This is a genomic window from Streptomyces sp. NPDC111520, assembly GCF_055635295.1.
The window spans coordinates 514,488-541,406 of sequence record NZ_JBVKBW010000002.1 but is presented as its reverse complement, the minus strand read 5'-3'; the positions used below and the strand labels follow the sequence as shown (position 1 = coordinate 541,406).

Below are 26,919 nucleotides of genomic sequence, written 5' to 3'. Positions count from 1 at the left end.
GGATCGCGGCTGCACGAGCCCACGGCAGCCGTACGGCCGGACCGAACGTCACGGGCGGCCGCGTATCCCGCCGGGCCGGGATCCGTTTCATCCGGCCCCCGGCGGTGTCGTGCGGATGGAGTACTCCTGCTCGCGCGCCTGAGGGTGTTCACCGAAGGTGACAGAGGCTCATCCCGAACGGTGTGATGCCGCTCCCGTCTCGAAGGGGAACACGTTGTCCGCCGATTCCGCGCTGAAGGGCCCCGAGCCGGCCATCGTCGCCGCCAACCAGGCCGCACGAAGCCTCCTGCCGTTCGAGGACAGCCGCGACCTGGAGGACATCGGCCGTGGTTTCCTCGGCACCGTCGACCAGCGGGAGATCACAAACCGCGACGGCCGGGTGGTGTGGTCCCTGGACGCGTACCGGTTCCTCGATGCGGACTGCCCGGACACGGTCCACCCGAGCCTGTGGCGGCAGAGCGGTCTGGTCGCCCGGCACGGGCTCTTCGAGGTGGCCGAGGGCATCTACCAGGTACGCGGATTCGACCTGTCCAACATGACGGTCGTCGAGGGCGAGCAGGGCATCCTGGTCGTCGACCCCCTGCTGTCCGTCGAGACCGCCGCGGCCGCCCTGGCCCTGTACCGAAGCCACCGCGGCGACCGCCCCGTCACGGGCGTCCTCTACACCCACACCCATGTCGACCACTTCGGCGGCGTCAAGGGCGTCATGACCGCCGAGAAGGTCGGCGCCGGGCTGCCCGTCATCGCCCCTCAGGGCTTCCTGGTCCACGCCGTCAGTGAGAACGTGTACGCGGGCACGGCGATGGCGCGCCGCGCCGCCTACATGTACGGCGCCGCGCTGCCCAAGGGGACGCACGGCCAACTCGGGGCAGGTCTGGGGCAGACGACCTCCACGGGCACGGTCAGCCTCATCCCGCCCACCGTCGAGATCACGCACACCGGCCAGACGTACACCGTCGACGGCATCCGCATGGTCTTCCAGCTCACCCCCGGGACCGAGGCGCCGGCCGAACTGAACATCCACTTCCCCGGCCACGCGGCGCTCTGCATGGCGGAGAACGCCACCCACAACCTGCACAACCTGCTCACGCTGCGCGGCGCCGAGGTCCGGGACCCGCGCGTCTGGGCTCAGTACCTCACCGAGACCATCCAGCTCTTCGGCGCCTCATCCGACGTCGCGTTCGCCTCGCACCACTGGCCGACCTGGGGCCGTGACCGGGTGCTGACCTTCCTGACCGAGCAACGCGACCTGTACGCGTACCTGCACGACCAGACCCTGCGCATGATCAACCAGGGACTCACAGCCCTGGAGATCGCCGAACGGATGCATCTTCCGCCGGCCCTGGAGCGCGTCTGGCACACCCACGGCTACTACGGCTCCGTCAGTCACAACGTCAAGGCGATCTACCAGCGGTACCTGGGCTGGTTCGACGGGAACCCCGCCCACCTTTGGGAACACCCGCCCGCCGAAGCCGCCACCCGCTACGTGGACTTCATGGGAGGCGCCGACGAGGTCCTGCGTCGTGCCCGACGGTCCTACGCCGAAGGCGACTTCCGATGGGTGGCCCAGGTCGTCAACCACGTGCTGTTCGCCGACCCCGGCAACACCGAGGCGCGAGAGCTGCAGGCGGACGCCCTCACCCAGCTCGGCTACGGCAGCGAGAACGGCACATGGCGCAACTTCTACCTCACGGGGGCCTTCGAACTACGCCACGGCGCGGTCGGTACCCCCACCGTCACCGCGTCCCCCGACGTGATCTCCGCGCTCTCCCTCGACCAGCTCTTCGACTCCCTCGCGATCCGCGTCGACGGCCCCGGCAGCTGGGACGCGGACATCACCATCCGATGGAACGTCCACGGCGCGCAGCCCATCACCTGGCGCCTGCACAACGGCGTGCTCACCCACGTGCCCGGAGAGGGCCCCGCCGCCGCCCAACCGGACCTGGAGATCACCCTCACCGAGGCCGACCTGCGGGCCGTCCTCCTGGGAACCCTGCCGGCAGCCGACCTGCCGACTCGATCCGGCACCCGGATCTCGGGCGCCGCCGACAAACTCCCCGAACTGTTCTCGCATCTCACCCGACCCGACCCGGACTTCGCGATCGTCACCCCGTAGTCAGCGCGAACTCGCAAAAGGTGCCCCGATGATCTGCGACTCCGCGACCCTGCCGGCGAGGAACCGGGAGGCCCGCCTGTGAACGGGTGGCACACACGCAGCCCACAGCCCGCTTTGCCCCACCGCTCGCCATGGGAGCCGTACCGCCGGGCATGGACTCCAACGGCCGCGTAGGACCGCCGACACGTTCGCGCACGCGTCTGGGAAGCGATGAAGTCACAGCCGCGCGGCCCGGACACTGCTCACCGCCGTCCAGCTCGCCGGACCCGCTCGACGTGCCCACGGCACCGGACAGGGCTTCCCGCAACGGCTTCCGTGCCGTACCTGGCCTCGAAACCAAGAAATCCCATCCAGACAGCTGATCTGGATGGGATTTCGTGAACCGTCCCCGAACCACGTCGTGAACCGTTCGTCGTTGTGGACCTGAGGGGATTCGAACCCCTGACCCCCTCGATGCGAACTATGGGCACGACGGTCGCGGAAGGTTGGTGGGCAAGTTGAGCGCCCTCCTGGGGCCACTACTGGTCGCCCACAGTCGCCACGGTTGCTGTACTTCGCTGCTGTACAGCACTGTCGCGTGCCACCGCTTTAGGAGTTCGATCCGGTGACCGTGCCTGTACTGCTCGCGGCAGCCCAGGTGCCGTTGTTGGAGCTGCCGGAAGTGGTCCTGAGGTGTGGTCATCCGCCGCCGTTGATGACACGCGTGGATGTCATTCGATGCTCTGGTTGCTGAAGGGGGAGCCGGACTCTCGGGCAGCATGACGGTGTACAACACCTACTGAACGGCCGGGGTGAACCTCGGCGACGTGGTCAGTAACGGAGACCCCATGCAACAGCAACCCGAACCGGGCGACCTCCTGGCCCGTCTCTCTTCCCTGGTCGCCCCACCGGCCGCAGGAGGCAACGTCCTGAACTGGGACAGCCTGACCGAGCGGTATCCGCGTGGGTTTCCTGACGACTACAAGGAGTTCATGCGCGTCTACGGTGAGGGCCTCTTCGACGATTTCCTCGGGGTGGTTCCGCCGGTGTCCGAGGTGTATCCCAACGATCCCGGCGCCAACGTTGAAGGGGTAACAGCGGATGCCGAGCTGACGGCCGAGGAACTGGAGTACGACGCGCCCGAACTGCTCATCGGCTGGGGTTATACCGTGGATGCGGACCTGCTGTGCTGGCGGACGGACTCGCCGGACCCCAACAAGTGGGGGACGGTGATCTGGCGCCGGCACTGGGCGGAGCCTGAGTGCTGGTCCCACTTCGACTGCGGCATGGTTGACCTGCTGTGCCGCTTCGCGGCCCGGGACATCACCGAGCACTGGACCTTCGACCTCCGCTATATCGGGGCGCGTTTCTTCCACGACCGTGACGTCAAGCGCTACAGGCAATCCCGGATCGATCCCTGGGGCGCTGAGGGCCCTCCGCAGCTGTGAAGTGCACCAGTTTGGAAGACGTCGTATGCGGATGACGGCTGGCCTGGCGACTCTCTGACCTGGGCCGGAGCGTCGTTGGCACCTCCATTCCCCGTGAGTCCCCGTGATGTCCCGCAGAAACGGGCACGCAGCGGGCACGCCATGAGGACCGTCTACATCGCTCGGCGCAGTCGCAGCTCGCGAAGCCATGCGAGTACCTGCTCGTCGTCGTGTAGGAAGCCGCCCGTAGCGCCCGCAGGAAGATCAACGCCGTGCAAGAGGTTGAGCGCCCACCATGCAAGGTCACCCCAGACAAGGTCGCTCTTGGTCACCCAGCGCGCCGCCCATCGATCGGCGTCGTCCCGGCTTAGCCGCCCCTCGACAAGAGCAACAAATCGGTCTTCGATCTCGTCAAGCGTCGGCTGGACATCCATACTCCGAGCCTACGGGCAGGGTCGACTAGTTCTTCTGGAAGTGGTGCGGTCCATCTCCCACCTGGACCAACGTGTTCTCATGCCCCGTTGACCTGCGCTGTCGCCGTGATCGCTTGTCATCGTTGGTCAACCTTGGTCGACGCAGGACGGCCCAGAGGCGGCCCGGCCGCCCCTCCTGCGCTCTCTGGCTTCCTCGCTGCTCGTGCAGCCAGCCAGCAGCACACGCCCGCTGCGATTAGCGGAAGCACGCTGAACAGCAGACGCGTGGCCCATGCCACGGCGCCTTCTTCGATCGGAAGCCATGAACCCCACGGGGCTTTGACGACCTCCGCCGTTCGGCCTGGCCTGTTGTTGAAACGCACGGTCACCTGGGTCACGCCCGCGGGCGCCTTCTGTGCCAGCTCTCCAGTGCACTCGACGTAAGGGCCGCCCCGGCCCCCGTCCTTCTCCATACAGGCCGCGATCCGAATGTTCTTCGTTTCCCCGACCAAGCCCAGTTCCAGGCTGCCAACCAACACCGCATACGCCGTGATGCCCAAGAAAAGGAGCGCGATGACGCCCCACGACATGGAAGTAACAGACCGCCCCAACACGTCCCCCCGCCCTTCTGCCGCACACCGGCGGCGCCAATCAAGGCTGACGCTATTTGTGAACGCAGGCGCAGATACCCGCGCGGCCAGCATGGACCGGCCTTGGGTGGCCCCAGTTTGGAAGACTGAGGCTGCGGACCCGGCCTCACCTGGAGGGACGCAGACCTGCGGCAAAGCGACCCCTTAACCGCTGTTCCCCGTGGGTCCCCGTTCGGCACCGCCTCACCTGGCACGGCTGTGGCATGCCCGATCCCCGCGATGCGAACTATGGGCGTGACCGTTGCCGAGGGCTAACGGGCGGGTCAGTCGGCCGCCTGGATCTGGTGGCGGTCAGAGGTCAACGCGGCGGATGCCGTACTCCGCTGCTGTACGGCTATGTTCCGCGCCCCAGAGCTACAAGGTCGGGCAACAGCATGAGGAACCCGATCAAGACCCAGCCTCCGCCAACGATTCGGAACGTTCTCGGCGTCGCCGTCCCCGTGTACGGCATCCGCCGCGCGACCACGTGGAAGAACCTCTCGGCCGCACCCCACAGGTTCAGCGCGAGCACAGCGCCGGCCACGATGGCGAATCCGGCAGCGACCCACAGTATCCATATGTCGTCGTTGGTTGACCCGTTCACTGCACCTTCACCAACCCCAGTTTTGTCGCAACACATGCACCCTCGCGCAAGATCGTAGCCATGAGGTCGGCGAAGCGGCTTTACACGGGAGCTGCCATGGGGCGAGAGATCGGGGCCCGTACGCTGGCTGCGAATCGGGCTGGCTCCTTGCCTGCCCGCAATAGCCCGATGTGGGCCCCGATCTTCGAGGCTCGCCCCATGGTGGCTGTGTAAAGCCGCGGAGCCGACCGCCCCAGCCACAGCGGGTTGCCTCCTCCAGCCACCCCTCGCCGTCTGGCGGGCGGCCGGCGACCGGGCCGGAGCGGGGCGAAGACTGGAGCGGCGGCCCGAGGCGCCGGGCCGCGCGCCGCCGCGCTGTGCGCGGCGGGAGCGCCTTGATGAGGTAGAGAAACCTGTAACGGGCTACTTGGTCCGGCTCAGAGTGTCCAGGTGATCGAGGTAGCTTCGGCTGGTGGCTTCGCCTGGGAAATCGCGGCTGACGACGGAGGCGAGTTCACGGCTGACCAGCAGCAGCGACGGCAGTGATTGTCGGTCGCCCTTGAGGGCCCACTCTCCGTAGTTCACGGCTTGTTCCAGGTCTCCACGCCGTGCGGCTACGACCCCCAGAGTGACCCGGGCTTCGGCCATTCGCATCGGCTGCTTCTCGGCCCCGTCGAAGTCCGTGCCAGCACGGATTACCTCGTGGGCCAGCGTTTCTGCAATGGCGTTCTCACCTAGCAGCCGGTAGCAGTCCATCGCGTAGTAGTCGAACTTCGCCGGATCCACGACGAAGTGATGATCGAGGTTCTCGGGGTACGGCATCCCCTCCAACAGCTTCCGCCCCCGGTCCAACGCGACCTCGGTCTTCCGGCGGTCACCGAGCCTTGCCCACCCCTTGGCCTCATGTGCCGCGAGTTGGACGGCGACGCCATGATGTGGAGCGACTTCGTTCCCGGCCTGGGAGGCGGCCAAGATCCCGTGATAGTCGCCCGTTGTAAGGGCGAACCACGCCCGCATCTCGTGGGCCCATCCCGCGGCTTCGGCGTTGTTAGCCTCGTTGGCCAGGGAGAGGACTGCGCGGCGGGTGGTCTCGGCCGCGGCTCGATCGCCCATGTCGTACTCGACGCAACCGACGAGCAAGGCGAGCCAAGCGGAGATCGTCAGTACCTCGCGGTGCTGAGCCAGAGTGAGCCGCTGCGACTGGAGGCCGGCCACGCGCTTGAGCCATTGCCGCCCCTCAAGGGCAAGCTGAGCGCTCGGCATGAACGGGTACTCAGAACAGAGCCGGTCGGCAGTGATCCTTAACGCGTCCAGGGTCGCGTTGTCCACATCGGATGCCTGCATGCGGCTGAGGATCTCCATGGTTTCCATGCCGCTCGCCGCGATGATCTCGGCGTTGCCGTCGCGCCGGGTGGCCACGGGGAAGATCGCATGAGTCACGGTGCCAAAGGTCGCAGCAATGATCGGCTGGTAGAACTCGCTCGGCGTGACTTCGCCGGACTCCCAACGCTTCCACTGCCGGATCATGCTCGACCCGTCCGGCAGCCTCTTGGGGGAGTGCGCTCGAAGCGCCGCCACGGCTTCCGCCTGCGTCCACTGGCGTGCCTCGCGCTCGGCTGCGATGCGCCGTGCCCACGCGGGTCGTTCCTCGCTCATGTGGTGCCCTCCCGTCGGGTCCGTGCTTTGAGTCTTGCACTTCACGGGCCCAAGACATGAGGGGTGACAGGGGGTTGTCCCGGTAGCTGTCCCCTGGTGACACCTCTCATGTCACTGGCTAAGCAATCACGCTGCGTACATGGTGGATCGCATGTCAGGCGCTGCCCGTGTGATCGGCTCGCTCTTCCAACTCGGCCACTCGGGCGGCAAGTTGCCGAATCTCGGAGTGGATAGCGTTGATCTCTTCTCGACTGACATCGACCGTGGGCGAGTTCCCGCCGTTACTGGGCGTTGACGCCTGCACGAAGTACCCGCGCGTAGGCACGGACGTGATCAGCCCTTCGTCCATCAAGAGCTGGAGCGCGTTGCCCACCGTCACGGTCGTCACGTCGAACCGCTCGGCCAGGGCCCGCAGCGATGCGAGCTTGCCCCCGGCCGGCATGGCCTCGATCTCAGGGCGCAGCGCATCAGCGATCTGCACCTTCTTGGGCCTGAGGTCGTCATCGGCAACGGTCATGCTTCGAGCCTATCGACTATGGCGCACTAGTACATCCTATGGCGCCGAGCCTCTTGTGCTCTAGCGTGCTATATAGCAAGCTATGACATGCGTCTGAACGGCCGTGTAACCCGGGGGCGACGCCCTACCGCCAAGCAAGCCGTCGCCCCCTTCGTCCCCGAAGGGAAGCTCCATGATGCCTGCGACACTGAACGCTTCGCACTTAGCTCCCGTGCTGCCAGCGGCGGAGTCGGTTTCCGTCTCTGACTTGTCGAATGGTGAGCGGGCCGTTGCGCTGTACGCCTCGGACATGCCCGGTGCGTATCGGTACCGCCGTGGCGATGACGCCAAGGTGTTCGCCTGGATCGTCCAGGGCGCGAACCGGTTGGGCCTGTCGGAGCTGTACCGGTCGGCCGCGTGCCTCCGCGGCTTCCGGCTGCTGTGGCTGGCTCGATCGGCCACGGGTGAGCAGGAGCGGGCCCACGCGCTCCGCTTCCCGAACGCCGCCCGCCTGCGTCGGGCTGAGCTGCTGGCCTCGCTCACCGTCGGCATGACCAAGATGAGCCAGGATGCCATCGACCGGAGCGGACGTCCCCGGGTCGAGGGGGCTTGCCGGTGCGCCGGTACCGGCTGGTTCGAGGTCTGCTTCGAGCCCGGGGACCCGACGTCGGTCGCGTGGGAGAACTGCGCGGCGCACAACCCCAAGGGGCACCGGCCGACCCCGCTGGCGGTGGTCGCGTGACCTTGACGCCTGTTGCCCCGGCGGCTGTGGCTGGTGCTGCGGCCGCCTGCGGCACTGACCCCCACACCCTGGCCGACGCGCTACGGCTGGCCGGTGATCCGGGCTTCGAGCGGTGGCGGGAGCAGATCCAGCGCACCGGGGGCTGCGCCGACCCGATCCACCTGCAAGGGCTCACCGTCACCCGCGACGCTGCCACTGGGCAGGTTCTCTACTCGTACTCGACCGAGGGTGAGCCCGGGGGCCGGTTACGGGTGGCGTGTGGCAACCGCCGTGCCTCGCGCTGCCCCTCGTGCGCCTGGACCTACGCCGGGGACACCTTCCATCTGATCCGGGCCGGGCTGACCGGCGATGAGCGCAAGGACGTCCCCCTGGCGGTCCGCACGCACCCGAAGGTGTTCGCCACGCTGACCGCTCCGTCGTTCGGTCCGGTCCACAACCGCCCCGACACCGGCCGATGCCGCTGCGGCACCGCCCACAGCGAGCACGCCCCCGAGATCGGCACCCCGCTCGATCCCGAGCGGTACGACTACGCGGGCGCGGTGCTGTGGAACAACCACGCGGGCGACCTGTGGCGCCGCTTCACGATCTACCTGCGCCGGGAGATCGCCGCCCGCGCCGGACTCTCCCAGACCGCCATGAAGGAGGTCTGCCGGGTCTCCTTCGGGAAGGTCGCCGAGTACCAAAAGCGCGGCGCCGTCCACTTCCACGCCATCGTCCGCCTCGACGGCCCCGAAGGACCGCAGGACGTCCCGCCGTCCTGGGCGAGCGTGCCGCTGCTGGATGCCGCGATCCACGCCGCTGCGGCCCGGGTATCGGTGCCTGTCCCGGCCGCCGGCGCCCTCCTGGCGCGAGAGCTGCGCTGGGGCCAGCAGGTCGACGTCCGCCCGATCGGCTCGGACGACGGCCAGGAGCTGACCGAACAGGCCGTCGCCGCGTACGTGGCCAAGTACGCCACCAAAGCAGCAGAGACCACCGGCACCATCGACCGGCGGGTCGGCAACCGCGAAGCCCTCGACCTGTTCGACTTACCCGCACACACCCGGCGCCTGATCGAAACCTGCTTCGACCTCGACCCCCACTACCCCGACCGCAAGCTCCGCGCCTGGGCCCACATGCTCGGCTTCCGCGGCCACTTCTCCACCAAATCCCGCCGCTACTCCACCACCCTCACCGCGCTGCGCCAGGCCCGCGCCGACTACCGCGCCCGCCAGGAACGCCGTGAGCGCGGGCTCCCCGACCCCGACGACACCTTGGAGGGCTCCACGCTCGTGCTCGCCCACTGGACCTACGCCGGACACGGCCACACCCCTGGCGAATCCTGGCTCGCCGCCACGATCGCGCGCGACATTCGCACCAACCGCGACACCGCCCGCGAAGCACTCAACGACCTGGATGAGAAGGAGGGAGATGCTGCATGGCTGCTGCCGTGATCGAGCGCAAGTGGTACACCACTGCGGAGGTCGCCGAGATGCTCGGCTTCGGCCTGTCCAAGACCAAGATGCTCGTGCTCACGGGCGAGATCCGCTCCGTGAAGGTCGGCCGCAACCGGCGCATTCTTCCGGCCTGGGTGGATGAGTACGTGAACCGCAGTGCTGCTGCGGGGTGGTCGGCATGAGCGGCAAGCGCGGCAACGGCGAAGGGTCCATTTACCCCTACAAGAACGGCTACGCAGCCTACGTCTGGGTCACCAAGCCGGACGGCAAGCGCGCCCGCAAGTACGCCTATGGCAAGACCCGCGAGGAGGTTCACGGCAAGTGGGTCAAGCTGCATGCGGAGGCCGCAACGGGGCCGGTGGCGACTTCCACGCCGACGATGGCGCAGTACCTGACGCGCTGGCTGGCCGAAGTCGTGGATCCCGACCTCAAGCCCAAGACGGCGGACACGTACGCGATGCACGTCCGGCTCTACATCATCCCGGGCCTCGGCTCGAAGCGGCTCGACAAGCTCACCGTGCAGGACGTCCGAAGGTGGGTTAATAACCTCCTGAACCAGTGCCAGTGCTGCGCCCAGGGCAAGGACGCCCAGCGGACATCGCCGCGGTGTTGCGCCACCGGCCGCTGCTGCCGACAAGTCCCGTCCCGCCGAACGGTGCAGGACGCTCGCGCCGTGTTGCGGTCGGCACTGACCAATGCCATGACGGAGGAGTTGATCGCGAAGAACGTGGCGGCTCTGGTCAAGGTGCGCTCGGGTCGGAAGACGAAGCGTGATCCGTGGTCTGTGGAGGAGGCAAGGAAGTTCCTGGAAGCGGCCCGTTCCGCCCGCGATCCGCTCTACCCGGCCTATGTACTGATCCTGGTTCTGGGCTTCCGCCGCGGCGAAGTACTCGGCCTTACGTGGGAAAACGTGGACCTGGAGGCCGGGGAGATCTCGGTACAGCTCCAACTCCAGCGCATCCGCCGCCGCCTGGTGCACGACGAGACCAAGACCGAGGCATCAACGGCGACGCTGCCACTGCCCCAGATCTGCGTGGCTGCGCTGGAGCTCCGCCGGAAGGAGCAGGAAGCCGCCCAGCGGGCCGCCAGAGACCTTTGGACCGCCTCAGATTTCGTATTCACCACGCGATACGGCACGCCCATTGAGCCGCGCAACTTCAACCGCTCGTTCGAGAGCCGCTCGGCGAAAGCCGGCGTCCGGCGCATCCGTCTGCACGACACTCGCCACACCTGCGGGTCGCTGCTGGCCGCGCTCGATGTGCACCCCCGGATCGCGATGCAGATCCTCCGGCACAGCAAGATCGCGGTGACGATGGAGATCTACACGCATGTCCCATCCGAGGCGACACGCAAGGCTCTGCGCAGGCTCGGCAAGCACCTCGACACGCAAGATCAACCGTAGTTGCTGTACTTCGCTGCTGTACGGCATGACAAAGCCCCTGCCGGATCTCTCCGACAGGGGCTTTGAGCTGCTGTGGACCTGAGGGGATTCGAACCCCTGACCCCCTCGATGCGAACGAGGTGCGCTACCGGACTGCGCCACAGGCCCTTGCAACGAGGAAAACTCTAGCATCCCGGTGGGGGTGCTCCGCGCCCCCGGCGCCGGGAGGTCACTCGTTGGCGGCGCGGGGACGGTCGCGGTCGGCGTGCTGGTCGAACAGCGGGGTGCGGGAGCGGTCGCGGGAGCGGCGCGGGGTGACCGGGGCGGTGGAGAAGGTGGGCCGGGGGGCCGGGACTTCCCAGGTGTCCTCGGTGGGGACGCGCTGCTGGTCGACCCACTCGGCGTGGTCGGTCTGCTCCACGAGGGCGCGCCGGTCGGCCGTGGCGGGCTCCTCGGCGGGCGGTGTGGGCTCGGTCACGTCGGGCACGTCCGGAGCGGGCTCACGGGTCGTACGGGCCTCGCGCAGGCGCTTGGCGGCGTCGGCCGCGCGGCGCTGGTCGAGCTTGACCTCGAAGCGGCGCCGTTCCTGGGCGCGCAGGTACGCGATGTAGAACGTGAGCAGCACGGCGGGGGCGGCCGGGGCCCAGAGGAACGCCACGCCGCCGACGGCGGCGACGATCATGCCCGCGGTGAAGGCCAGGAAGAGCATCGTGATGGTGCGCCGGCGGGCGGCGAGGACCTTGGCCCGCGGATTGGGCTTCTTCGCCTTCCCGGGGTTCACCGGGCCGCCCTGCTTCCCCGGCTTCCCCTGCTTCCCCACGTTCGCGCTCTGCCGGGCCTTCGGCTTCACTTCCGTCGCGGGTACGGCGAGGGCCCGGACGTCGACCGCGGGCTCCGCCTCGGCCTCCGATTCCGGGTCCGCCGTCTTGGCGTACCTGCGCTCCAGGGCCGCACGTCCGGACAGGAGCCGGATGGCGGTGCTGAAGCGTTCCGTCGGGCGCGCTTCGTTGAGCTCGTCCTGCCTACGGAGCCACATCGGCACCAAGTAGGCAGCCCAGGCCCCGACGATGACTGCGTAGATGAGGCCGCTGCTGCTCACGCATCACACGGTAGGGGGGTTCACACGGGGGCATACGCAATTTGGCGCGGTGTGTCGCACGATCTGGCTGATACTCCGAAATTTTTTTCTGATTGCGTTCAAGTCGGAGTCGGATCGGCGGTCATTTTCGAACAGACTTTTTATTTGTGAGCCGTGCCAGGTCGGGCCTGGTGCCAGCGGTGGAGCATTCCCTCCGGCACCTCCTCCGCCGTCAACGCGAAGACCAGGTGGTCACGCCAGGCTCCGTCGATATGGAGATAGCGGGGCCGCAGCCCTTCCTCGCGGAAGCCGAGTTTCTCCACCACCCGCCGGCTCGGCATGTTCTCGGGCCGGATGCAGACCTCGACGCGGTGCAGTCCCACCGCGCGGAAGCAGTGGTCCACGGAGAGCGCGACCGCGGTGGGCATGACCCCGCGCCCGGCGACGGCCTCGTCGACCCAGTAGCCGACGTGGGCGCTGCACATGGAGCCCCAGGTGATCCCGGCGACGGTGAGCTGGCCGGCGAGCCGGCCCTGGTACTCGATGACGAACGGCATCATGCGGCCCGCCGCGGCCTCGTGGCGCAGGTGCCGGACCATCTGCCGGTAGGTGGGGCGCTGGGTGAGGTGACCGGGCGGCGCCGGGGGCACGGTGGCCTCCCATGGACGCAGCCACTCGCGGTTGCGCCGGTTCACCTCGCGCCAGGCCCGCTGGTCGCGCATCCTTATCGGGCGGAGGAGGACGTCCCCGTCCGCCAGCTCGGCCGGCCAGGACCCGTTCAGCTCGGTCTCCCAGACGTAGGGTGGTCGCCGCCGTGGATCTGCTCGACGGCATGGACGAGGATCGGGGCCAGCACGGCCAGGCCGTCCTTGACGCCGCCGGTCGACCCGGGGAGGTTCACCACCAGGGTGCGCCCGGCGACACCGCAGACGCCACGTGACAGCGCGGCCGTGGGCACCTTCTCGCGGCCCGCGGCGCGCACTGCCTCGGCGACCCCGGGGACCTCGTAGTCGAGGACGGCCCGGGTGACCTCTGGGGTGCGGTCGGTGGGCGAGATGCCGGTGCCGCCGGTGGTGACCACCACGTCGTAGCCCTCCGCCACGGCCTCCCGCAGCGCGCTGCCGACGGGCTCGCCGTCCGGGACGACGCGCGGGCCGTCGACGGTGAAGCCCAGCTCGCGCAGCCCGGCGACGACCAGCGGGCCGCCCCGGTCCTCGTAGACCCCGGCGGCCGCGCGGTTGGAGGCGGTGATCGCGAGCGCCCTCATCGGGTGCGGCTCCAGTCCCCGGACTTGCCGCCGGTCTTCTCCTCGACCCGTACGTCCGTGATGACCGCGGCCTTGTCGACGGCCTTGACCATGTCGACGACCGTGAGCGCGGCGACGCTCACCGCCGTGAGGGCCTCCATCTCGACGCCCGTGCGGTCGGTGGTCCTCACGGTGGCCGTGATGTCCACGGAGGAGTCGCCGACGGCGAGGTCGACCTTCACCCCGGAGACCGCCAGCGGGTGGCAGAGCGGGATGAGGTCGGGGGTGCGCTTGGCGCCCATGATCCCGGCGATGCGCGCGGTGGCGAGGGCGTCGCCCTTGGGCACGCCCTCGCCCCGCAGCAGCTCGATGACGCGCGGCGACACCAGGACCCGGCCGGTGGCACGGGCGGTGCGGGCGGTGACGTCCTTCTCCGAGACGTCGACCATGCGGGCCGCCCCCGCGTCGTCGATGTGCGTCAGATGCTGCTGTTCTGTCATCGGTCCGGCACTCCCACTGCTCGCCGCGTGCTCGCGTGGGCAGTAACGGTACCCGCTCAGTCGAGCAGCACGACGTCGACCTCCGAGCCCGCCGCGACCTCCGTCGTGTCCTCCGGCACCACGATCAGCGCGTTCGCGTGGGCGAGCGCCTTGACCAGGTGCGATCCGGCGCCGCCCACGGGGGTGACCCGGCCGGAGGAGGGGTCGTGGCGGCCGCGCAGGAACTGCCGCCTGCCCTTGGGCGAGGAGGTCAGCTCGCCCTCGCACACGGCGCGCACGGTCGGCCGGAACACCGGTTCCACCCCCATGAGGGTGCGGATGGCGGGCCACACGAACATCTCGAAGGAGACGTAGGCGCTGACCGGGTTGCCGGGCAGGGCGAGCAGCGGGGTGCGCTCGGGCTCCGGCGGCGCGGCCTCCGCGCCCGCGGCCCCGCCGTCGCCCTCGTCCTCGGCGCGGGCCCCGACGTCGATGAAGCCGAAGCCCTGCGGCTTGCCGGGCTGCATCGCCAGTTTGCGGAACTCGATCTCCTCGCCGAGCGCCTCCTTCACCACGTCGTACGCGCCGACGCTGACGCCGCCGCTGGTGACGACGAGGTCCGCCCGGATCAGCTGGTCCTCGACGGTGGCCCGGAAGGTCTCGGCGTCGTCCGCGACGGCGCCCACCCGGTACGCCTGGGCGCCGGCCTCGCGGGCGGCGGCGGTGAGCATGAAGCTGTTGGAGTCGTGGATGCGGCCCGGGCCCAGCACCTCGCCGGGCGGGACCAGCTCGCTGCCGGTGGAGACCACGACCACCCGCGGCCGGGGCCGCACCCGTACCGTCGCCCGGCCCACGGCCGCGAGCAGGGCGATCTGCGGCGGGCCCAGCACCGTGCCGGCGCTCAGCGCCAGCTCGCCCGCCGCGACGTCGCTGCCCCGGGCGCGGACGTGGTCGCCACGCCCCACGGGCCGGTAGACGCGGACCTCGCCGCCCACGGCGTCGGGGCTCCGGCTCGCCGCCGGCATGCCCACGACGGGGGCGCCGCCGGTGCCGCCGTCGGTCCACTCGACCGGCACGACGGCCTCGGCACCGGGCGGCAGCGGGGCACCGGTCATGATCCGGGCGGTCTGCCCGGGGCCCACGGTGGGCAGTTCGCCACTGCCGGCCGCGACGTCACCGATGACGGTGAGCACGGCCGGATGTGACGCGTCGGCGCCCTGGGTGTCGGTGGTGCGGACCGCGTAGCCGTCCATCGAGCTGTTCTCGAAGGGCGGCAGCGCGACCGGCACCATGACGTCCTCGACGAGGACGCACCCCTGGGCGTCGAGGAGTTGCAGCTCGATGGGTTCCAGCGGCTTCAGCTGCCGGAGGATGTTGTCGAGGTGCTCCGAGACGGACCAGACGCGGTCGGCCGTGCCGCTGCTCAATCTTGCATCTCCTCGTTGACATACGTGCGCAGCCAGGACCGGAAGTCCGGCCCCAGGTCATCACGTTCGCATGCCAGTCGGACAATCGCACGCAGGTAGTCGCCGCGGTCTCCGGTGTCGTAGCGCCGGCCGGTGAAGATGACACCGTGCACGGGCCCGTCCGGGCCGTCCTCCTGGGCCAGTTCGCGCAGCGCGTCGGTCAGCTGGATCTCGCCGCCGCGGCCGGGCCGGGTCTTGCTGAGCACGGCGAAGACCGAGGGGTCCAGCACGTAGCGCCCGATGACCGCGTACGCGGAGGGGGCCTCGCCCGGCGCGGGCTTCTCGACGAGGTCCGTTACGCGCACGACGTCGTCGTCACCGGTGGGCGCTATGGCGGCGCAGCCGTAGAGGTGGATCTGGCTCGGGTCGACCTCCATCAGCGCGACGACGCTGCCGCCGTACTGCTCCTGCACCTCGATCATGCGGCCGAGCAGCGGGTCGCGGGGGTCGATCAGGTCGTCACCCAGCAGCACCGCGAAGGGCTGGTCGCCGACGTGCGGCTCGGCGCAGAGCACGGCGTGGCCGAGGCCGCGCGGGTCGCCCTGGCGGACGTAGTGCATGGTGGCGAGGTCGCTCGACTCCTGGACCCGCGCCAGGCGGGCCTCGTCGCCCTTGGCCGTCAGCGCCGACTCGAGCTCGTAGTTGCGGTCGAAGTGGTCCTCGAGCGGCCGCTTGTTCCGGCCGGTGATCATGAGGACGTCGGAGAGGTTCGCTGCGACGGCCTCCTCGACGACGTACTGGATGGCGGGCTTGTCGACCACCGGCAGCATTTCCTTGGGCGTCGCCTTCGTGGCGGGCAGGAAACGGGTGCCAAGGCCGGCGGCAGGGATGACAGCCTTGCTGATCCGGGTACGCGCGTGAGTCATGGGGCAACGATAACCGCTGTATATGAGGTGAAGATGAAGTTCCGGTTGCTTGATGACGATAGGCGGCGGTTGCACGTCAAATGAGTGACGACGACGTTAGCAAGAGGGACTTGCGAGAACGCCTCCTCCAGGTGAGGCGCGGGTTGACGCCGGGTGACCGGGCGGAGGCCGAACGGGCGATCGCGCAACACGCCGTGGGCCTGTCCGAGTTGTCACGGGCCCGGACGGTGGCCGCCTACGTGTCGATGGGCGCCGAGCCGGGCACCCGCGCGCTGCTGGACGTGCTGCGCGAGCGCGGGGTGCGGGTGCTGCTGCCGGTCCTGCTCCCCGACAACGACCTGGACTGGGCCGCCTACGAGGGTCCCGGCGCCCTGCGGCCCGCCTCCCGCGGCCTGTACGAGCCCACCGGCCCCCGCCTCGGCCCGGACGCGGTCACCGGGGCGGACGCGGTCCTGCTCCCCGGGCTGGCCGTCGACGGCCGGGGCCTGCGGCTGGGCCGCGGCGGGGGCTCGTACGACCGGGTCCTGGCCCGGCTGGACGCGGCGGGAGCGACGCCGGCGCTGGTGGTGCTGCTGTACCCGCACGAGGTGCTGGACCGGGTGCCGGACGAGCCGCACGACCGGCCGGTCGACGCGGCGGTCACCCCCGGGGGCGTACGGCGTTTCGGCGACGGCTGAGGGCGGCGGGGGCGTGCGGACCGGCAGGCGGCGGGCCGGAGACGGCAGGGGGGCGGGCCCGGCGGCCCGCCCCCCTGCCCTCATGCTCCGGCCGCGCCGGCTACGGCGTCAGCGTGAGGCTGTCCTCCGTGGCCCCGGCGACGCGCTGCTCGGTGAAGACCCACGGCAGCATCTCGCCCTTGGCCCACTTGGTCGTCTGGTCCGTGTAGTGGGAGCTGTAGGCGTGGCCCGAGGCCCCCGTCAGGTTGATCCACCGGGACTTGTCGAAGTCGTCGAGCGAGACCACCATCCGCATCGACGGCACCCAGACCACCTCGTAGCCGCCGGCCGCGTTCCAGCCGGTCGCGTTCACCGCCGCCTCGCCGCCGCCGAGCTGCCACGGGCCGCGGTTGAGCAGCCAGCGGACGAAGGCCGGACCACCGGTGCCCAGGGTCTGGTTGCGCAGCTCCAGCGTGTGGAGGCGGCCCCAGCTCCAGGTGTCGATGTTCTTGCCGAGCTTCGCGGTCAGCTCGTAGCGGGCGTCCTTCATGGCCCGGGCGAACAGCTCGTCGCGGGTGGTGCGGGTCTTGCCGCTGTCCTTGTCGTAGAAGGCCGAGGGGGAGTCCGTCCACCACGGGTTGTCCTCGTCCTTCAGGATCGTGCGCACGACCTCGAACCAGCGGTCGCCGCCATCCGGCTGCGCCTGGTCCGCGGCGCGCCGGCCGCACTCGCGCACCAGCTTGGACTTGCCGTCGAGGTCGTCGACCGGGCCGGAGCGGTCCGCGGCCGGGACGGTCAGGCACTGGCCCTCGGGGCGCAGTTCCTTGGGCAGCTTGTTGCCGAAGGCCAGCTTGAGGATGTTGCGCCAGACGGCGTTGAAGTAGGCCGCGGGCGCGGAGTCGGAGTCCTGGTTGTAGTCCCAGCCCTCCAGCAGCTTCTGGGCGTTGCGGACGTAGTCGTCCTTGTCGTCCTTTATGTCGATCTTCAGCAGGTACGGCACCAGGAGCTTGGCGATCTCGCTGCTGTTGTCGCCCTGCATCTTCTGCATGTCGTCCATGGAGATCAGGCCGCCGTCCTTGATCTTGGACTGGATCAGGTCGTTGATCCGCTGGCTGCGGGTGCCGTAGCCCCAGTCCTGCGTGAGCAGGTAGGGGTACTCGCCCTGGTCGACCACGGCCTGGTTGGCGGTGACGATGTAGCCGCGTTCCGGGTCCTCCTCGTACGGCATCGCCGAGAAGGGGATCCACTCCTTCCACCGGTACCGCGGGTCCCAGCCGGGGGCGGGGTAGGTGCCGTCGTAACCGCTGGCGCGGACCGGGATCCGGCCGGGGGCCTGGTAGCCGATGTGGCCCCGGTCGCCCTTGTCGTCGGCGTAGATCAGGTTCTGGGACGGGACGGCGAAGTCGCGGGCGGCGGCCCGGAACTGCTCCCAGCCGGTCGCCGCGTCCAGCTCGAAGACCGCGTCCATGGTGTTGGACGGGTCGAGCGCGGTCCAGCGCAGGGAGACCGCGTAGCCCTCGCCGCGGTCGGGCGCGGAGTTCGGCACCGGGGCGCGGTCGCCGACGCTGCGCAGCTCGGCGCTGCGGTCGGAGATGACCGGGCGGCCGTCCTCCGTGCTGCGCACGGTGATCGTGCGGTCGCCGCCGCCGGCGACCTTGATGGTCTCCTTGCGGGTCTTGAACGGCTGCTGCTTGCCGTCGTAGAGGTACGTGTCGGCGGTGACCTTCTCCAGGTAGAGGTCGGTCACGTCGGCACCGAGGTTGGTCATGCCCCAGGCGATCGACTGGTTGTGCCCGATTATCACGCCGGGCATGCCGGAGAAGGTGTAGCCGGCCACGTCGAAGGGGCAGGCCTTGCCGACGCTGGTGCAGTGCAGGCCCATCTGGTACCAGAGCGAGGGCATCTGCGGGGCCAGGTGCGGGTCGTTGGCCAGCAGCGGCTTGCCGGTGGTGGTGTGCTCGCCGGAGACCACCCAGGAATTGGATCCGATGCCGTTGCCGTTGGGGCCGAGCAGCGCGGGGATCTGGTCGAGGGTGTCGGAGAGCGAGGCCAGCTGGGACTGGACGTTCTGCGTCGCGTCGGAGGTGTCGGCGGCGTTGGTGCCGGTTCCTGTGCCGGTTCCGGTTCCGGTGCCGGTTCCTGTGCCCGTGCCGGTTCCGGTTCCTGTGCCCGATCCGGGGGTCCCGCCCGCTTCCGTGGCGGATCCCTGCGGAACGTACTCCCCGGAGACGTCGTCGACCTTGCCGCCCTCGACGATCGGCGTGTTCCGGTCGTACGGGTAGGCGGGGTAGAGCTGTTCGATCTGCTTGGGGCTCAGCCGGCTCGACAGCAGCGAGCGGTCGATCTCGTCCTGCATGTTGCCGCGCAGGTCCCAGGCCATCGCCTTGAGCCAGGCGACGGAGTCGACCGGGGTCCACTTCTCCGGCACGTAGTCGTTGCTGAACTTCAGCGCCGCGTACTCGACGGACAGGTCGGCGCCGGAATGGCCGTCCAAGTAGGCGTTGACCCCGTCCGAGTAGGCCTGGAGGTACGTCTTCGTGGCGTCCGACAGCTTGGTGTCGTACTCCTGCTGCGCGACCCGGCGCCAGCCGAGCGTGCGCAGGAACGCGTCCGTCTCGACCTGGCCGCTGCCGAACATCTCCGACAGCCGGCCGGCGGTCAGGTGCCGGCGCACGTCCATCTCGTAGAAGCGGTCCTGGGCCTGGACGTAGCCCTGGGCGCGGAACAGGTCCTCGGCGGTGTCGGCGTAGATCTGCGGGATGCCGTTGCCGTCGCGCTTCACTTGGACGGCTCCGGTCAGGCCCTTGAGCTGCAGGGTTCCGGTGGTCTGCGGGAGGGAGGCGCGGACGGTGGCGACGCTCCAGTACGACCCGTAGACGATGCCCGCCACGAGCACGAGCACGACCCCGATCACGATGAGGCGCGTGCGGCGGGACTTCTTCTTGGCGGGCATCGATGTCCTTCGAAAGGCAGGGTGGACCGATTGCTAGGGGCCACCTTAGGCGTACCGGCCCGTAGCTCCCCACGCGGTGTCCTGACCTGTGGATGGAGATCGCCACAACCCCAAGCACAGGTAAAATGTTAGGTAAGGCAATGAACTTCGTTGGAAGGACCGGCTCCTGACTGTCGACCGCCTCAATGAACTCCTGCTGGTGTGCGCCCTCGTGCTGCTCATAGCGGTGGTCGCCGTGCGCCTCTCCTCGCGCAGCGGCCTTCCCAGCCTGCTCCTCTACCTGGGCATTGGGGTCGCGATAGGACAGGACGGGCTCGGAGTCGCCTTCGACAACGCCGAATTGACCCAGGTGTTGGGATATGCGGCACTTGTGGTGATTCTCGCCGAAGGCGGTCTCGGCACCCAGTGGCGGGAGATCAAACCGGCCGTCCCGGCGGCGGCGGTCCTCGCGACCCTCGGCATCGCGGTCAGCGTCGGCATCACGGCCGCGGCGGGGCACTACCTCGTCGGGTTGGACTGGCGGCAGGCGCTCCTCATCGGCGCGGTCGTCTCGTCCACCGACGCGGCGGCCGTGTTCTCGGTGCTGCGCAGGGTGCCGCTGCCGAGCCGGGTGACCGGCGTGCTCGAGGCGGAGTCCGGGTTCAACGACGCCCCGGTCGTCATCCTGGTCGTCGCCTTCTCCGAGCACTGGCCGGTGCACAACTGGGGCGTGCTGCTGGGCGAGATCGCCCTGGAGCTGGCCATCGGCGCCGCGGTCGGCCTGGCCGTCGGCATGCTCGGCGCGTTCGCCATGCGCCGCGTCGCGCTGCCCGCCTCGGGCCTCTACCCGATCGCGGTGCTGGCCATCGCCGTCCTCGCCTACGCGGGCGGCGCGCTCGCGCACGGCTCGGGCTTCCTCGCCGTGTACGTCGCCTCCGTCCTGCTCGGCAACGCCAAACTCCCGCACCGCCCCGCCACCCGGGGCTTCGCGGAGGGGCTGGCCTGGCTGGCGCAGATCGGCCTGTTCGTGCTGCTGGGCCTGCTGGTCACCCCGCACGAACTCGGCGACGACATCGTGCCGGCGCTCGTGGTCGGCCTGGTCCTGACGATGGTGGCGCGGCCGCTGTCGGTGACGGCGAGCCTGCTGCCGTTCCGCACGCCCTTCCGCGACCAGGTGCTGCTGTCCTGGGCCGGGCTGCGCGGGGCGGTGCCCATCGTCCTGGCCACGATCCCGATGGTGGCGGGCGTCCGGCAGAGCGAGCGCATCTTCAACATCGTCTTCGTCCTGGTGATCGTCTACACCCTCGTGCAGGGGCCGACGCTGCCCTGGATCGCCCGCAGGCTGCGCCTCGGGGACCCGGGGGCCGCGGAGGACCTGGGAATCGAGTCGGCGCCCCTGGAGCGGCTGCGCGGGCACCTGCTGTCGGTGCGGATCCCGCCGCGCTCGCGCATGCACGGCGTGGAGGTCAGCGAACTGCGGCTGCCGCCGGGCGCCGCGGTCACCCTGGTCGTCCGCGAGGACAGGAGCTTCGTCCCGTTGCCGACGACCGTGCTGCGGCACGGTGACGAACTCCTCGTCGTCGCCACCGACCCGGTGCGCGACAAGGCGGAGGCACGGCTGCGGGCGGTGGGACGCGGCGGCAAGCTGGCCGGATGGCTGGAATCGGGCGGTGGGGCCGGCCGTTAACATGGCTGTCGACAGTCACCACCAACTCTGTCTGATGCAGAGCTGGCGCGACCGCCCGGCGGCCGGACAGACCCGGTATCTACCTCGGTCATGCGCGAGAGGACAGCTCTCGGCGCACAGGAACGCGACCAGGCGTCCAGGGTGCGCTACCAGGCGGCGGAAAGGCCCGGCCGTGGGATCCACGGTCACTCGTACGTCCCGCTCGTCCCGTCCTTCGGGCTCCTCCGGTCATTCCCGTACCGCGGCGCGCCCCGGGTACGGGCAGCTGCTGCGCACGCCGGGCGCGTGGGCGTTCCTGCTGCCCGGCTTCGCCGCGCGCCAGCCCTTCGCGATGCTGACCATCGGCATCGTGCTGCTGGTGCAGCACACCACCGGCTCCTACGGCACCGCCGGCGCCGTCTCGGCCGTCACCGGCGTCTCCATGGCGCTTTTCGCCCCGCAGAGCGGCAAGCTGTCCGACCGCTTCGGGCAGGGCGCCGTACTGCTGCCGGGGGTGCTCGTCCACTCGGCTGCCGGGACACTGCTCGCCGTGCTCGCGCTGGCGCACGCCCCGCTGTGGGCACTGCTGGCGGTGGCGGTGCCGACCGGTGCCTCGGTGCCGCAGGTCGGGCCCATGGTGCGGGCCCGCTGGGCGGCCGCGCTGCCGGCCGGGTCGCCGCTGCTGCAGACGGCGGCGGCCTTCGAGTCGGTCACCGACGAGTTCACCTTCGTCATCGGGCCCGTCCTGGCCACGGCGCTGGCCACCGGAGTGCACCCGGCGGCCGGGCTGCTGTCCGAGGCCGTGCTGACGTTGGCCGGCGGCCTGCTCTTCGCCGCGCAGCGACGGAGCGCTCCCGCTCCGTCCCAGGCCGTCGCGGGGGGCCGGAAGCGTGAGGCCTCGGCGCTGGGCGTGCCGGGCGTGCGCGTGCTGGCCGTGGCCTTCCTCGGGATCGGCGCCGTCTTCGGCGGCATGCAGGTCTCCATGACGGCCTTCACGGAGGAGATCGGCCGGCCCGGCATCAACGGCCTGCTCTACGGGACCTTCGCGGCCGGCAACATGCTCGCGGGCATCGCCTGCGGCGCCGTCGCATGGAAGTCCGGGCCCAAGAAGCGCATGGTCGCCGGCTACACGGCACTGACCCTGGCCACCTCGATGCTGTGGGCGGCGCACGCCGTGCCGCTGCTGGGCGGGCTCGGGCTCCTGGTCGGGCTCACCATCGCCCCGGCGCTGATCACCGGCTACACCCTGGTCGAGTCGCTGGTGCCCGCGGGGATCCGCACGGAGGCGTTCACCTGGCTGACCGGCGCGGTCGCGCTGGGCCAGGCGGCGGCCGCCACGGCCACCGGGCGGCTGGCCGACGGGCTGGGGGCGAGCGCCGGGTTCACCGTGCCGCTCGTGGGCACCGGGCTGGCGCTCGTCACGTTGCTGGCACTGCGCGAACGGCTCGTCCCGAGGCCCTCCGAAGTGGTGGCGGCACGCAGCGACGGGACCGGCCACGGCAGTGGCATCGGTCACCGAGAGCCGGTCACGGTGGACTGACGCCGCGGAATACTGCACTATTGACCGTCGTTAGCACTCACTGAGTCAGAGTGCCAGGAGGAGCAAGTGCCGACGTACCAGTACCAGTGCACCGCCTGCGGCGAGGGCCTCGAGGCGGTGCAGAAGTTCACCGATGACGCGCTGACCGAGTGCCCGGCGTGCAACGGCCGACTCCGCAAGGTCTTCTCCGCGGTGGGCGTCGTCTTCAAGGGATCCGGCTTCTACCGGACGGACAGCCGCAACTCGTCGTCCAGCAGCACGCCGGCCGCCAAGAGCGGCGGCTCGGAGTCGAAGTCCTCGGAGTCGAAGTCCTCTTCGGACTCCAAGAGCAGCGGTTCCGCCGGCGCCGGCAGCGGTTCCTCCAGCTCGGCGAGCACTTCGGCCGCCTGAGCGGAGCCACCGGCACCCTCGCCTGGTGAAGGCCCCCGTCGCGGGCGACGGGGGCCTTCGACGTGCCCGCACGGGCTGCTCCCCGTGCGCGCTGCCGGCTTCGTGCCCACGGCCGGTTTCATGCTGCAGCGCCGAGGCCTCCGGTCGCAGACTGGAGACATGCTGAGTGGTTGGGTCGTCGACCGGCCCGGACCCATGATCACGGAGCCACTGGTACGCGTCGGGCGCCCCAAGCCGGTGCCGGGACCGGGTGAACTGCTGCTGCGCGTGGAGGCGTGCAGCGTGTGCCGTACCGACCTGCACCTGGCGGAGGGGGACCTGCCGCCGCGCCGCCGCGAGACCGTTCCCGGGCACGAGGTGGTCGGGCGGGTGATCGGCACCGGTGAACTCGTCAGCCGCTTCGCCGAGGGCGACCGGGTGGGCGTCGCCTGGCTCCGCGGCACGTGCGGCACCTGCGCCTACTGCCTGACCGACCGCGAGAACCTCTGCCCGTACTCGCTCTACACCGGCTGGGACGCCGACGGCGGCTTCGCGGACTTCACCTCCGTGCCCGAGGACTACGCCTACGCCCTGCCCGAGGACACCGACGGCCGCGACGCCGTGCACCTGGCGCCCCTGCTGTGCGCGGGCATCATCGGCTACCGCGCCCTGCGCCGCAGCGACCTGCCGGCCGGCGGTCGGCTGGGCATCTACGGCTTCGGGGCCTCCGCGCACATCGCCGCCCAGGTCGCGCTGGCCGAGGGGGCCACCGTGCACGTGCTGACCCGCTCCGGACAGGCGCGGGAACTCGCGCTGGAGCTCGGTGCCGCGTCCGCGGGAGCGGCGGCGGAACGGCCACCGGAGCCCCTGGACTCGGCCATCCTCTTCGCGCCGGTCGGCGACCTGGTGCCACCGGCCCTGGAGGCCCTCGACCGGGGCGGGACCCTCGCGATCGCCGGCATCCACCTCACCGACGTCCCGGCACTGAACTACCAGCGCCATCTGTTCCAGGAGCGCACCCTGCGCAGCGTCACCTCCAACACACGACAGGACGGACAGGAGTTCCTGGACCTGGCCGCCAGGATCGGGATCCGGGTGACCGCCACCCCCTACCCCCTGGACCACGCGGACCGAGCGCTCTCCGACCTGGCCGCCGACCGCGTCAACGGTGCGGCGGTGCTGGTCCCGGACTGAGAGGTGGGGACGGGGCGGGGCAGGGGCCGACCGGGTAGAGCCGGCGCCGGGGCGCAGTGCCGGCCGTTCGACAGCGGCACCGTCAGCGACACCGACAAGGAGTCACCGTCATGGACACCAGCCACGGACCGGTCGTGGTCGGCACGGACGGCTCGCCCCGCGCCACCGCCGCGGTGATGTGGGCCGCCGGTGAGGCCGTGCTGCGTGATCGGCCGCTGCACATCCTGCACGCGGCCGGTCTCGAGTCCCGTTCCGGCAGGAACCTGTCTCCCGAGACCGCACAGCTGGTCCTCGACGGTGGTCGCGCGCTGCTGGACGAGGCGGCGGCCTCCGCCACCGCCCGCTACCCGGACCTGGCGGTCTCCACCGCACTCGACAAGGGCAAGCCCACGGACACCTTGCTGGACCAGTCCGGGTCCGGGGGCCTGACCGTCGTCGGCTGCCGTGGAGGCGGTGGCTTCCACGCGCTGCTGCTGGGTCGGTCGGGCTGCGGGTGGCGGCCCATGCACATGGGCCCGTGGTCGTCGTGCGGGGCAGCGAGCAGCCGTCGACGGGTGTCGTCCTGGTCGGGCTCCGGGGCGAGACCGACCTGGCCACCGTGCGCTTCGCCGCCGACGAGGCACGGCTGCGGAAGGCCACCCTGCGACTGCTGACCGCATGGAGCCTGCTCGGCGCGGTGGGCGAGATGGTGCCGGGGCTGGACGACGCCACGTCGGTCGGCGACCGGGAGGCGGCGGCCGAACAGCACGTCGCCGCCACGATCCGCGAGGAGTACCCGGACCTCACCGTGACCGTGGACCTGGTCAAGGCCTCCTCCGCGAGCGGCGCCCTGGTGGACGCCTCCGCCCACGCCGATCTGCTCGTCGCGAGTGCCCGGCGACAGCAACGCGCCGGCGGCCGGCTGGCCCATGTCACCCACGCCGTGCTCCACCACGCGCACTGCCCCGTGGCGGTCTTCCACGGCTGACGCCCGCGACTGCCACGACGGCCGCGACGACCGCGCCTGACCAACCGCCCCCGAGCGACCGCAGGCTGAACCCGCGACGGCTCCAGCAGCTCCTGCCCTAGACGGTGCGTATGAGGCTGCCGGTGACGTGCGTCGGCACGATGCGTATCCACAGATCGTCCTCACCCACGGACCACGGGCCGGGGTGGGTCTCCAGCGCGCGGGCGTCCTCGGGATCGACAATACGCTCGGCGACCCCGAGGACCAGCACGCTCCATCCCGCGCTGAGACAGGCGTCGAGCTGGTCGACCTCGAAGGCGACCTCGATTCCTTCGGCCAGGGACGGAGGCGCGTCCGCGGCCGTGCGGTAGACGATGGCACCGCCGACGACCGCGTAGTTCACCGGGACGACCGCGGGGTGGCCGCCCCCGGTGGTGAGCGCGATCCGGCCGACGTCCTGGCCGGACAGCCGGGTCCAGCACTCCTCCGACGGCATCTCCCCCATCACCGGCGGACCGGCGGGCTCCGCCTCGCCGGGCACGCGCTCGGCGTCACCCCCCAGCAGATGACTCGCGGTGGTCCTCAACGCGCCTGCGAGCCGGAGCAGGGCGTTGGTGCCGATGGTGTGGTGGCACTGCTCCTCCACGTAGCGCACGTAGCTGGGCGTCATTCCGGCCTTGGCGGCCACTTCCTCACGGCTGAGCCCCAGCTGTTCCCGCCGCTGCGCGACGCGGCGGCTGACGTCCCCCGGATGGGCTCTCGACCTCTCGGACGGGCCGTCGCGCAATGACTGACCGGGCACGTCGACCACCTCCCACTCTCGGGCTCGGACGCTTCGTTTCGTTATGAGCAAGCACACCACCGCGGGCGCCGCACCGCCAGACCCGTCCGGCCCATCCGCTCGAACGGGCGACCGAGTTATCCACAACCCCTCGGTTATCCACAGGCCGCCGAGGCACCGCGGCGGGATGCGGCATGGTGGTCCTACCAGGCCGGATGCGCCGGTGGACGAGGAATTGACGACGGGGGTCGGTCGAGATGGTGGAAAACTGTGGAGCCACGCTGTGGACGGACGGCGGCGCTCCGATGCCGTCGGCACGTGCGGGGACGGGGGCGCCCGCGCCGTGCGCGGTCCCGCTGTTCGCACCGATCAGGGCGGCCGGCGGGCGGCACCGGTTGCGCCGTGCGCTCCGCCGGCGACGGAGGATGACGGCCGCGGGGCTGGCGATGGCCGCCGCCGCGCTCGCCGCCGCGGCACCCCGGACCGAGCCGCAGCCCCACCCGCCCGGGCGGGAGGACCCGGCTCCCGCTGCCGCCGCCACGCGGGACATGGTGCGGGCGCCGGTGCGCATCGCGGACGCGGCGGCGGCCGGGCTGGTGCGGCCCGGTGACCGGGTGGACGTCCTCGCCGCGGCGCGCGTGGTGGCACGCGGTGCGCCCGTGCTGGCGGTCCCCTCCCCCGCCACCGGGTCCCAGGGCCTGACGGCGACCGGCGCGGACGGGGGCGGGAGCGGGGACGGGGCGCTGATCGTGCTGTCGGTGCCGCGCGCGACGGCGGCCGCTCTGTCCGGCGCCGCCGCCTCCTCGCCCCTGGCGGTGGCACTTCGCTAGCCGCTGGCCGTACGG

The 26,919-nt window shown here is 70.5% G+C and carries 25 protein-coding genes and 1 tRNA gene; 14 read left to right on the top strand and 12 right to left on the bottom strand.

Features of this window, described 5'->3' with window-relative positions:
- Window positions 1–214: 214 nt before the first annotated feature.
- Together ACZ7MY_RS06620 and ACZ7MY_RS06615 are read left to right on the top strand one after the other, a co-directional pair.
- On the top strand, window positions 215–2,116 hold the full coding sequence (locus ACZ7MY_RS06620) for an alkyl/aryl-sulfatase (protein WP_499600108.1): 1,902 nt from the start codon (window positions 215–217) through the stop codon (window positions 2,114–2,116).
- A gap of 827 nt (window positions 2,117–2,943) precedes the next feature.
- On the top strand, window positions 2,944–3,543 hold the full coding sequence (locus ACZ7MY_RS06615) for an SMI1/KNR4 family protein (RefSeq protein ID WP_499600107.1): 600 nt from the start codon (window positions 2,944–2,946) through the stop codon (window positions 3,541–3,543).
- A 152-nt stretch (window positions 3,544–3,695) separates the two neighbouring features.
- Here the strand turns inward: ACZ7MY_RS06615 and ACZ7MY_RS06610 are convergent, their stop codons facing one another.
- From ACZ7MY_RS06610 to ACZ7MY_RS06600, 3 genes are all read right to left on the bottom strand, one after another.
- Complete coding sequence (locus ACZ7MY_RS06610) at window positions 3,696–3,956, bottom strand: hypothetical protein (protein ID WP_499600106.1); 261 nt, start codon at window positions 3,954–3,956, stop codon at window positions 3,696–3,698.
- 1,614 nt (window positions 3,957–5,570) lie between these two features.
- A complete protein-coding gene (locus tag ACZ7MY_RS06605) occupies window positions 5,571–6,803 on the bottom strand; it encodes an NsdA family TPR-like regulatory protein (RefSeq protein WP_499600105.1) in 1,233 nt (410 codons plus the stop codon).
- Window positions 6,804–6,957: 154 nt separating this feature from the next.
- Window positions 6,958–7,320, bottom strand: a complete 363-nt coding sequence (locus tag ACZ7MY_RS06600; protein WP_499600104.1) for a winged helix-turn-helix domain-containing protein — start codon at window positions 7,318–7,320, stop codon at window positions 6,958–6,960.
- A gap of 289 nt (window positions 7,321–7,609) precedes the next feature.
- Between ACZ7MY_RS06600 and ACZ7MY_RS06595 the strand changes: the two genes are divergently transcribed.
- The 4 genes from ACZ7MY_RS06595 to ACZ7MY_RS06580 are packed head-to-tail and all read left to right on the top strand — an operon-like array spanning window position 7,610 to window position 10,876.
- Window positions 7,610–8,041, top strand: coding sequence for a hypothetical protein (locus tag ACZ7MY_RS06595; protein WP_499600103.1), 432 nt, complete (start codon window positions 7,610–7,612; stop codon window positions 8,039–8,041).
- Between the two features lie 26 nt (window positions 8,042–8,067).
- On the top strand, window positions 8,068–9,471 hold the full coding sequence (gene repSA, locus ACZ7MY_RS06590) for a replication initiator protein RepSA (RefSeq protein ID WP_499600102.1): 1,404 nt from the start codon (window positions 8,068–8,070) through the stop codon (window positions 9,469–9,471).
- Complete coding sequence (locus ACZ7MY_RS06585) at window positions 9,456–9,656, top strand: excisionase family DNA-binding protein (protein ID WP_499600100.1); 201 nt, start codon at window positions 9,456–9,458, stop codon at window positions 9,654–9,656. Before repSA ends, ACZ7MY_RS06585 begins: the two co-directional genes overlap by 16 nt.
- On the top strand, window positions 9,644–10,876 hold the full coding sequence (locus ACZ7MY_RS06580; RefSeq protein ID WP_499600098.1) for a site-specific integrase: 1,233 nt from the start codon (window positions 9,644–9,646) through the stop codon (window positions 10,874–10,876). The genes ACZ7MY_RS06585 and ACZ7MY_RS06580 overlap by 13 nt, the downstream gene beginning before the upstream one ends.
- Before the next feature lie 73 nt (window positions 10,877–10,949).
- Here the strand turns inward: ACZ7MY_RS06580 and ACZ7MY_RS06575 are convergent.
- From ACZ7MY_RS06575 to galU, 7 genes are all read right to left on the bottom strand, one after another.
- Window positions 10,950–11,023 (bottom strand) — tRNA-Ala (locus ACZ7MY_RS06575).
- A gap of 61 nt (window positions 11,024–11,084) precedes the next feature.
- Entirely contained in the window at window positions 11,085–11,954 is an 870-nt protein-coding gene (gene sepX, locus ACZ7MY_RS06570) for a divisome protein SepX/GlpR (RefSeq protein ID WP_499600096.1), read from the bottom strand.
- A 140-nt stretch (window positions 11,955–12,094) separates the two neighbouring features.
- Window positions 12,095–12,715, bottom strand: a complete 621-nt coding sequence (locus tag ACZ7MY_RS06565; protein WP_499600285.1) for a GNAT family N-acetyltransferase — start codon at window positions 12,713–12,715, stop codon at window positions 12,095–12,097.
- Complete coding sequence (locus ACZ7MY_RS06560; protein WP_499600094.1) at window positions 12,712–13,200, bottom strand: MogA/MoaB family molybdenum cofactor biosynthesis protein; 489 nt, start codon at window positions 13,198–13,200, stop codon at window positions 12,712–12,714. The genes ACZ7MY_RS06565 and ACZ7MY_RS06560 overlap by 4 nt, the downstream gene beginning before the upstream one ends.
- The gene (gene moaC / locus ACZ7MY_RS06555; RefSeq protein WP_499600092.1) at window positions 13,197–13,679 is read right to left on the bottom strand and encodes a cyclic pyranopterin monophosphate synthase MoaC; all 483 of its coding nucleotides are present in this window, start codon (window positions 13,677–13,679) and stop codon (window positions 13,197–13,199) included. The genes ACZ7MY_RS06560 and moaC overlap by 4 nt, the downstream gene beginning before the upstream one ends.
- 56 nt (window positions 13,680–13,735) lie before the next feature.
- Window positions 13,736–15,085 carry a molybdopterin molybdotransferase MoeA gene (locus ACZ7MY_RS06550; protein WP_499600090.1) on the bottom strand — a complete coding sequence of 450 codons (1,350 nt, stop codon included), beginning with the start codon at window positions 15,083–15,085 and terminating at the stop codon, window positions 13,736–13,738.
- Window positions 15,082–15,990, bottom strand: a complete 909-nt coding sequence (gene galU, locus ACZ7MY_RS06545; protein WP_499600088.1) for a UTP--glucose-1-phosphate uridylyltransferase GalU — start codon at window positions 15,988–15,990, stop codon at window positions 15,082–15,084. The genes ACZ7MY_RS06550 and galU overlap by 4 nt, the downstream gene beginning before the upstream one ends.
- A gap of 80 nt (window positions 15,991–16,070) precedes the next feature.
- On the opposite strand from galU, the gene ACZ7MY_RS06540 reads away from it, so the two are divergent.
- The gene (locus tag ACZ7MY_RS06540; protein WP_499600086.1) at window positions 16,071–16,667 is read left to right on the top strand and encodes a 5-formyltetrahydrofolate cyclo-ligase; all 597 of its coding nucleotides are present in this window, start codon (window positions 16,071–16,073) and stop codon (window positions 16,665–16,667) included.
- Between the two features lie 100 nt (window positions 16,668–16,767).
- On the opposite strand, the gene ACZ7MY_RS06535 is transcribed toward ACZ7MY_RS06540, so the two are convergent.
- On the bottom strand, window positions 16,768–19,599 hold the full coding sequence (locus ACZ7MY_RS06535; protein WP_499600084.1) for a penicillin acylase family protein: 2,832 nt from the start codon (window positions 19,597–19,599) through the stop codon (window positions 16,768–16,770).
- Window positions 19,600–19,765: 166 nt separating this feature from the next.
- On the opposite strand from ACZ7MY_RS06535, the gene ACZ7MY_RS06530 reads away from it, so the two are divergent.
- From ACZ7MY_RS06530 to ACZ7MY_RS06505, 6 genes are all read left to right on the top strand, one after another.
- Window positions 19,766–21,265, top strand: coding sequence for a potassium/proton antiporter (locus ACZ7MY_RS06530; protein WP_499600284.1), 1,500 nt, complete (start codon window positions 19,766–19,768; stop codon window positions 21,263–21,265).
- A gap of 265 nt (window positions 21,266–21,530) precedes the next feature.
- Window positions 21,531–22,784: an MFS transporter gene (locus tag ACZ7MY_RS06525; protein WP_499600282.1), complete on the top strand. Its 1,254-nt coding sequence runs from the start codon at window positions 21,531–21,533 to the stop codon at window positions 22,782–22,784.
- Between the two features lie 66 nt (window positions 22,785–22,850).
- Entirely contained in the window at window positions 22,851–23,174 is a 324-nt protein-coding gene (locus tag ACZ7MY_RS06520; RefSeq protein ID WP_499600082.1) for an FmdB family zinc ribbon protein, read from the top strand.
- A gap of 159 nt (window positions 23,175–23,333) precedes the next feature.
- Window positions 23,334–24,347: a zinc-dependent alcohol dehydrogenase family protein gene (locus ACZ7MY_RS06515; RefSeq protein WP_499600080.1), complete on the top strand. Its 1,014-nt coding sequence runs from the start codon at window positions 23,334–23,336 to the stop codon at window positions 24,345–24,347.
- Between the two features lie 110 nt (window positions 24,348–24,457).
- The gene (locus ACZ7MY_RS06510; RefSeq protein ID WP_499600078.1) at window positions 24,458–25,000 is read left to right on the top strand and encodes a universal stress protein; all 543 of its coding nucleotides are present in this window, start codon (window positions 24,458–24,460) and stop codon (window positions 24,998–25,000) included.
- A complete protein-coding gene (locus ACZ7MY_RS06505) occupies window positions 24,946–25,314 on the top strand; it encodes a universal stress protein (RefSeq protein WP_499600076.1) in 369 nt (122 codons plus the stop codon). Before ACZ7MY_RS06510 ends, ACZ7MY_RS06505 begins: the two co-directional genes overlap by 55 nt.
- Before the next feature lie 97 nt (window positions 25,315–25,411).
- On the opposite strand, the gene ACZ7MY_RS06500 is transcribed toward ACZ7MY_RS06505, so the two are convergent.
- The gene (locus ACZ7MY_RS06500) at window positions 25,412–26,095 is read right to left on the bottom strand and encodes a helix-turn-helix domain-containing protein (RefSeq protein ID WP_499600074.1); all 684 of its coding nucleotides are present in this window, start codon (window positions 26,093–26,095) and stop codon (window positions 25,412–25,414) included.
- 404 nt (window positions 26,096–26,499) lie between these two features.
- On the opposite strand from ACZ7MY_RS06500, the gene ACZ7MY_RS06495 reads away from it, so the two are divergent.
- Complete coding sequence (locus tag ACZ7MY_RS06495; protein ID WP_499600072.1) at window positions 26,500–26,904, top strand: RcpC/CpaB family pilus assembly protein; 405 nt, start codon at window positions 26,500–26,502, stop codon at window positions 26,902–26,904.
- Window positions 26,905–26,919 lie beyond the last annotated feature (15 nt).

Coding starts and splice junctions, on each gene's coding strand:
- ACZ7MY_RS06615 (WP_499600107.1), top strand. CDS start 2,944: ATGCAACAGCAACCCGAACCGGGCGACCTCCTGGCCCGTCTCTCTTCC.
- ACZ7MY_RS06495 (WP_499600072.1), top strand. CDS start 26,500: ATGACGGCCGCGGGGCTGGCGATGGCCGCCGCCGCGCTCGCCGCCGCG.
- moaC (WP_499600092.1), bottom strand. CDS start 13,679: ATGACAGAACAGCAGCATCTGACGCACATCGACGACGCGGGGGCGGCC.
- ACZ7MY_RS06515 (WP_499600080.1), top strand. CDS start 23,334: ATGCTGAGTGGTTGGGTCGTCGACCGGCCCGGACCCATGATCACGGAG.
- ACZ7MY_RS06600 (WP_499600104.1), bottom strand. CDS start 7,320: ATGACCGTTGCCGATGACGACCTCAGGCCCAAGAAGGTGCAGATCGCT.
- ACZ7MY_RS06610 (WP_499600106.1), bottom strand. CDS start 3,956: ATGGATGTCCAGCCGACGCTTGACGAGATCGAAGACCGATTTGTTGCT.
- ACZ7MY_RS06605 (WP_499600105.1), bottom strand. CDS start 6,803: ATGAGCGAGGAACGACCCGCGTGGGCACGGCGCATCGCAGCCGAGCGC.
- ACZ7MY_RS06595 (WP_499600103.1), top strand. CDS start 7,610: ATGCCCGGTGCGTATCGGTACCGCCGTGGCGATGACGCCAAGGTGTTC.
- galU (WP_499600088.1), bottom strand. CDS start 15,990: ATGACTCACGCGCGTACCCGGATCAGCAAGGCTGTCATCCCTGCCGCC.
- ACZ7MY_RS06510 (WP_499600078.1), top strand. CDS start 24,458: ATGGACACCAGCCACGGACCGGTCGTGGTCGGCACGGACGGCTCGCCC.
- ACZ7MY_RS06560 (WP_499600094.1), bottom strand. CDS start 13,200: ATGAGGGCGCTCGCGATCACCGCCTCCAACCGCGCGGCCGCCGGGGTC.
- ACZ7MY_RS06535 (WP_499600084.1), bottom strand. CDS start 19,599: ATGCCCGCCAAGAAGAAGTCCCGCCGCACGCGCCTCATCGTGATCGGG.
- ACZ7MY_RS06540 (WP_499600086.1), top strand. CDS start 16,071: ATGAGTGACGACGACGTTAGCAAGAGGGACTTGCGAGAACGCCTCCTC.
- ACZ7MY_RS06585 (WP_499600100.1), top strand. CDS start 9,456: ATGGCTGCTGCCGTGATCGAGCGCAAGTGGTACACCACTGCGGAGGTC.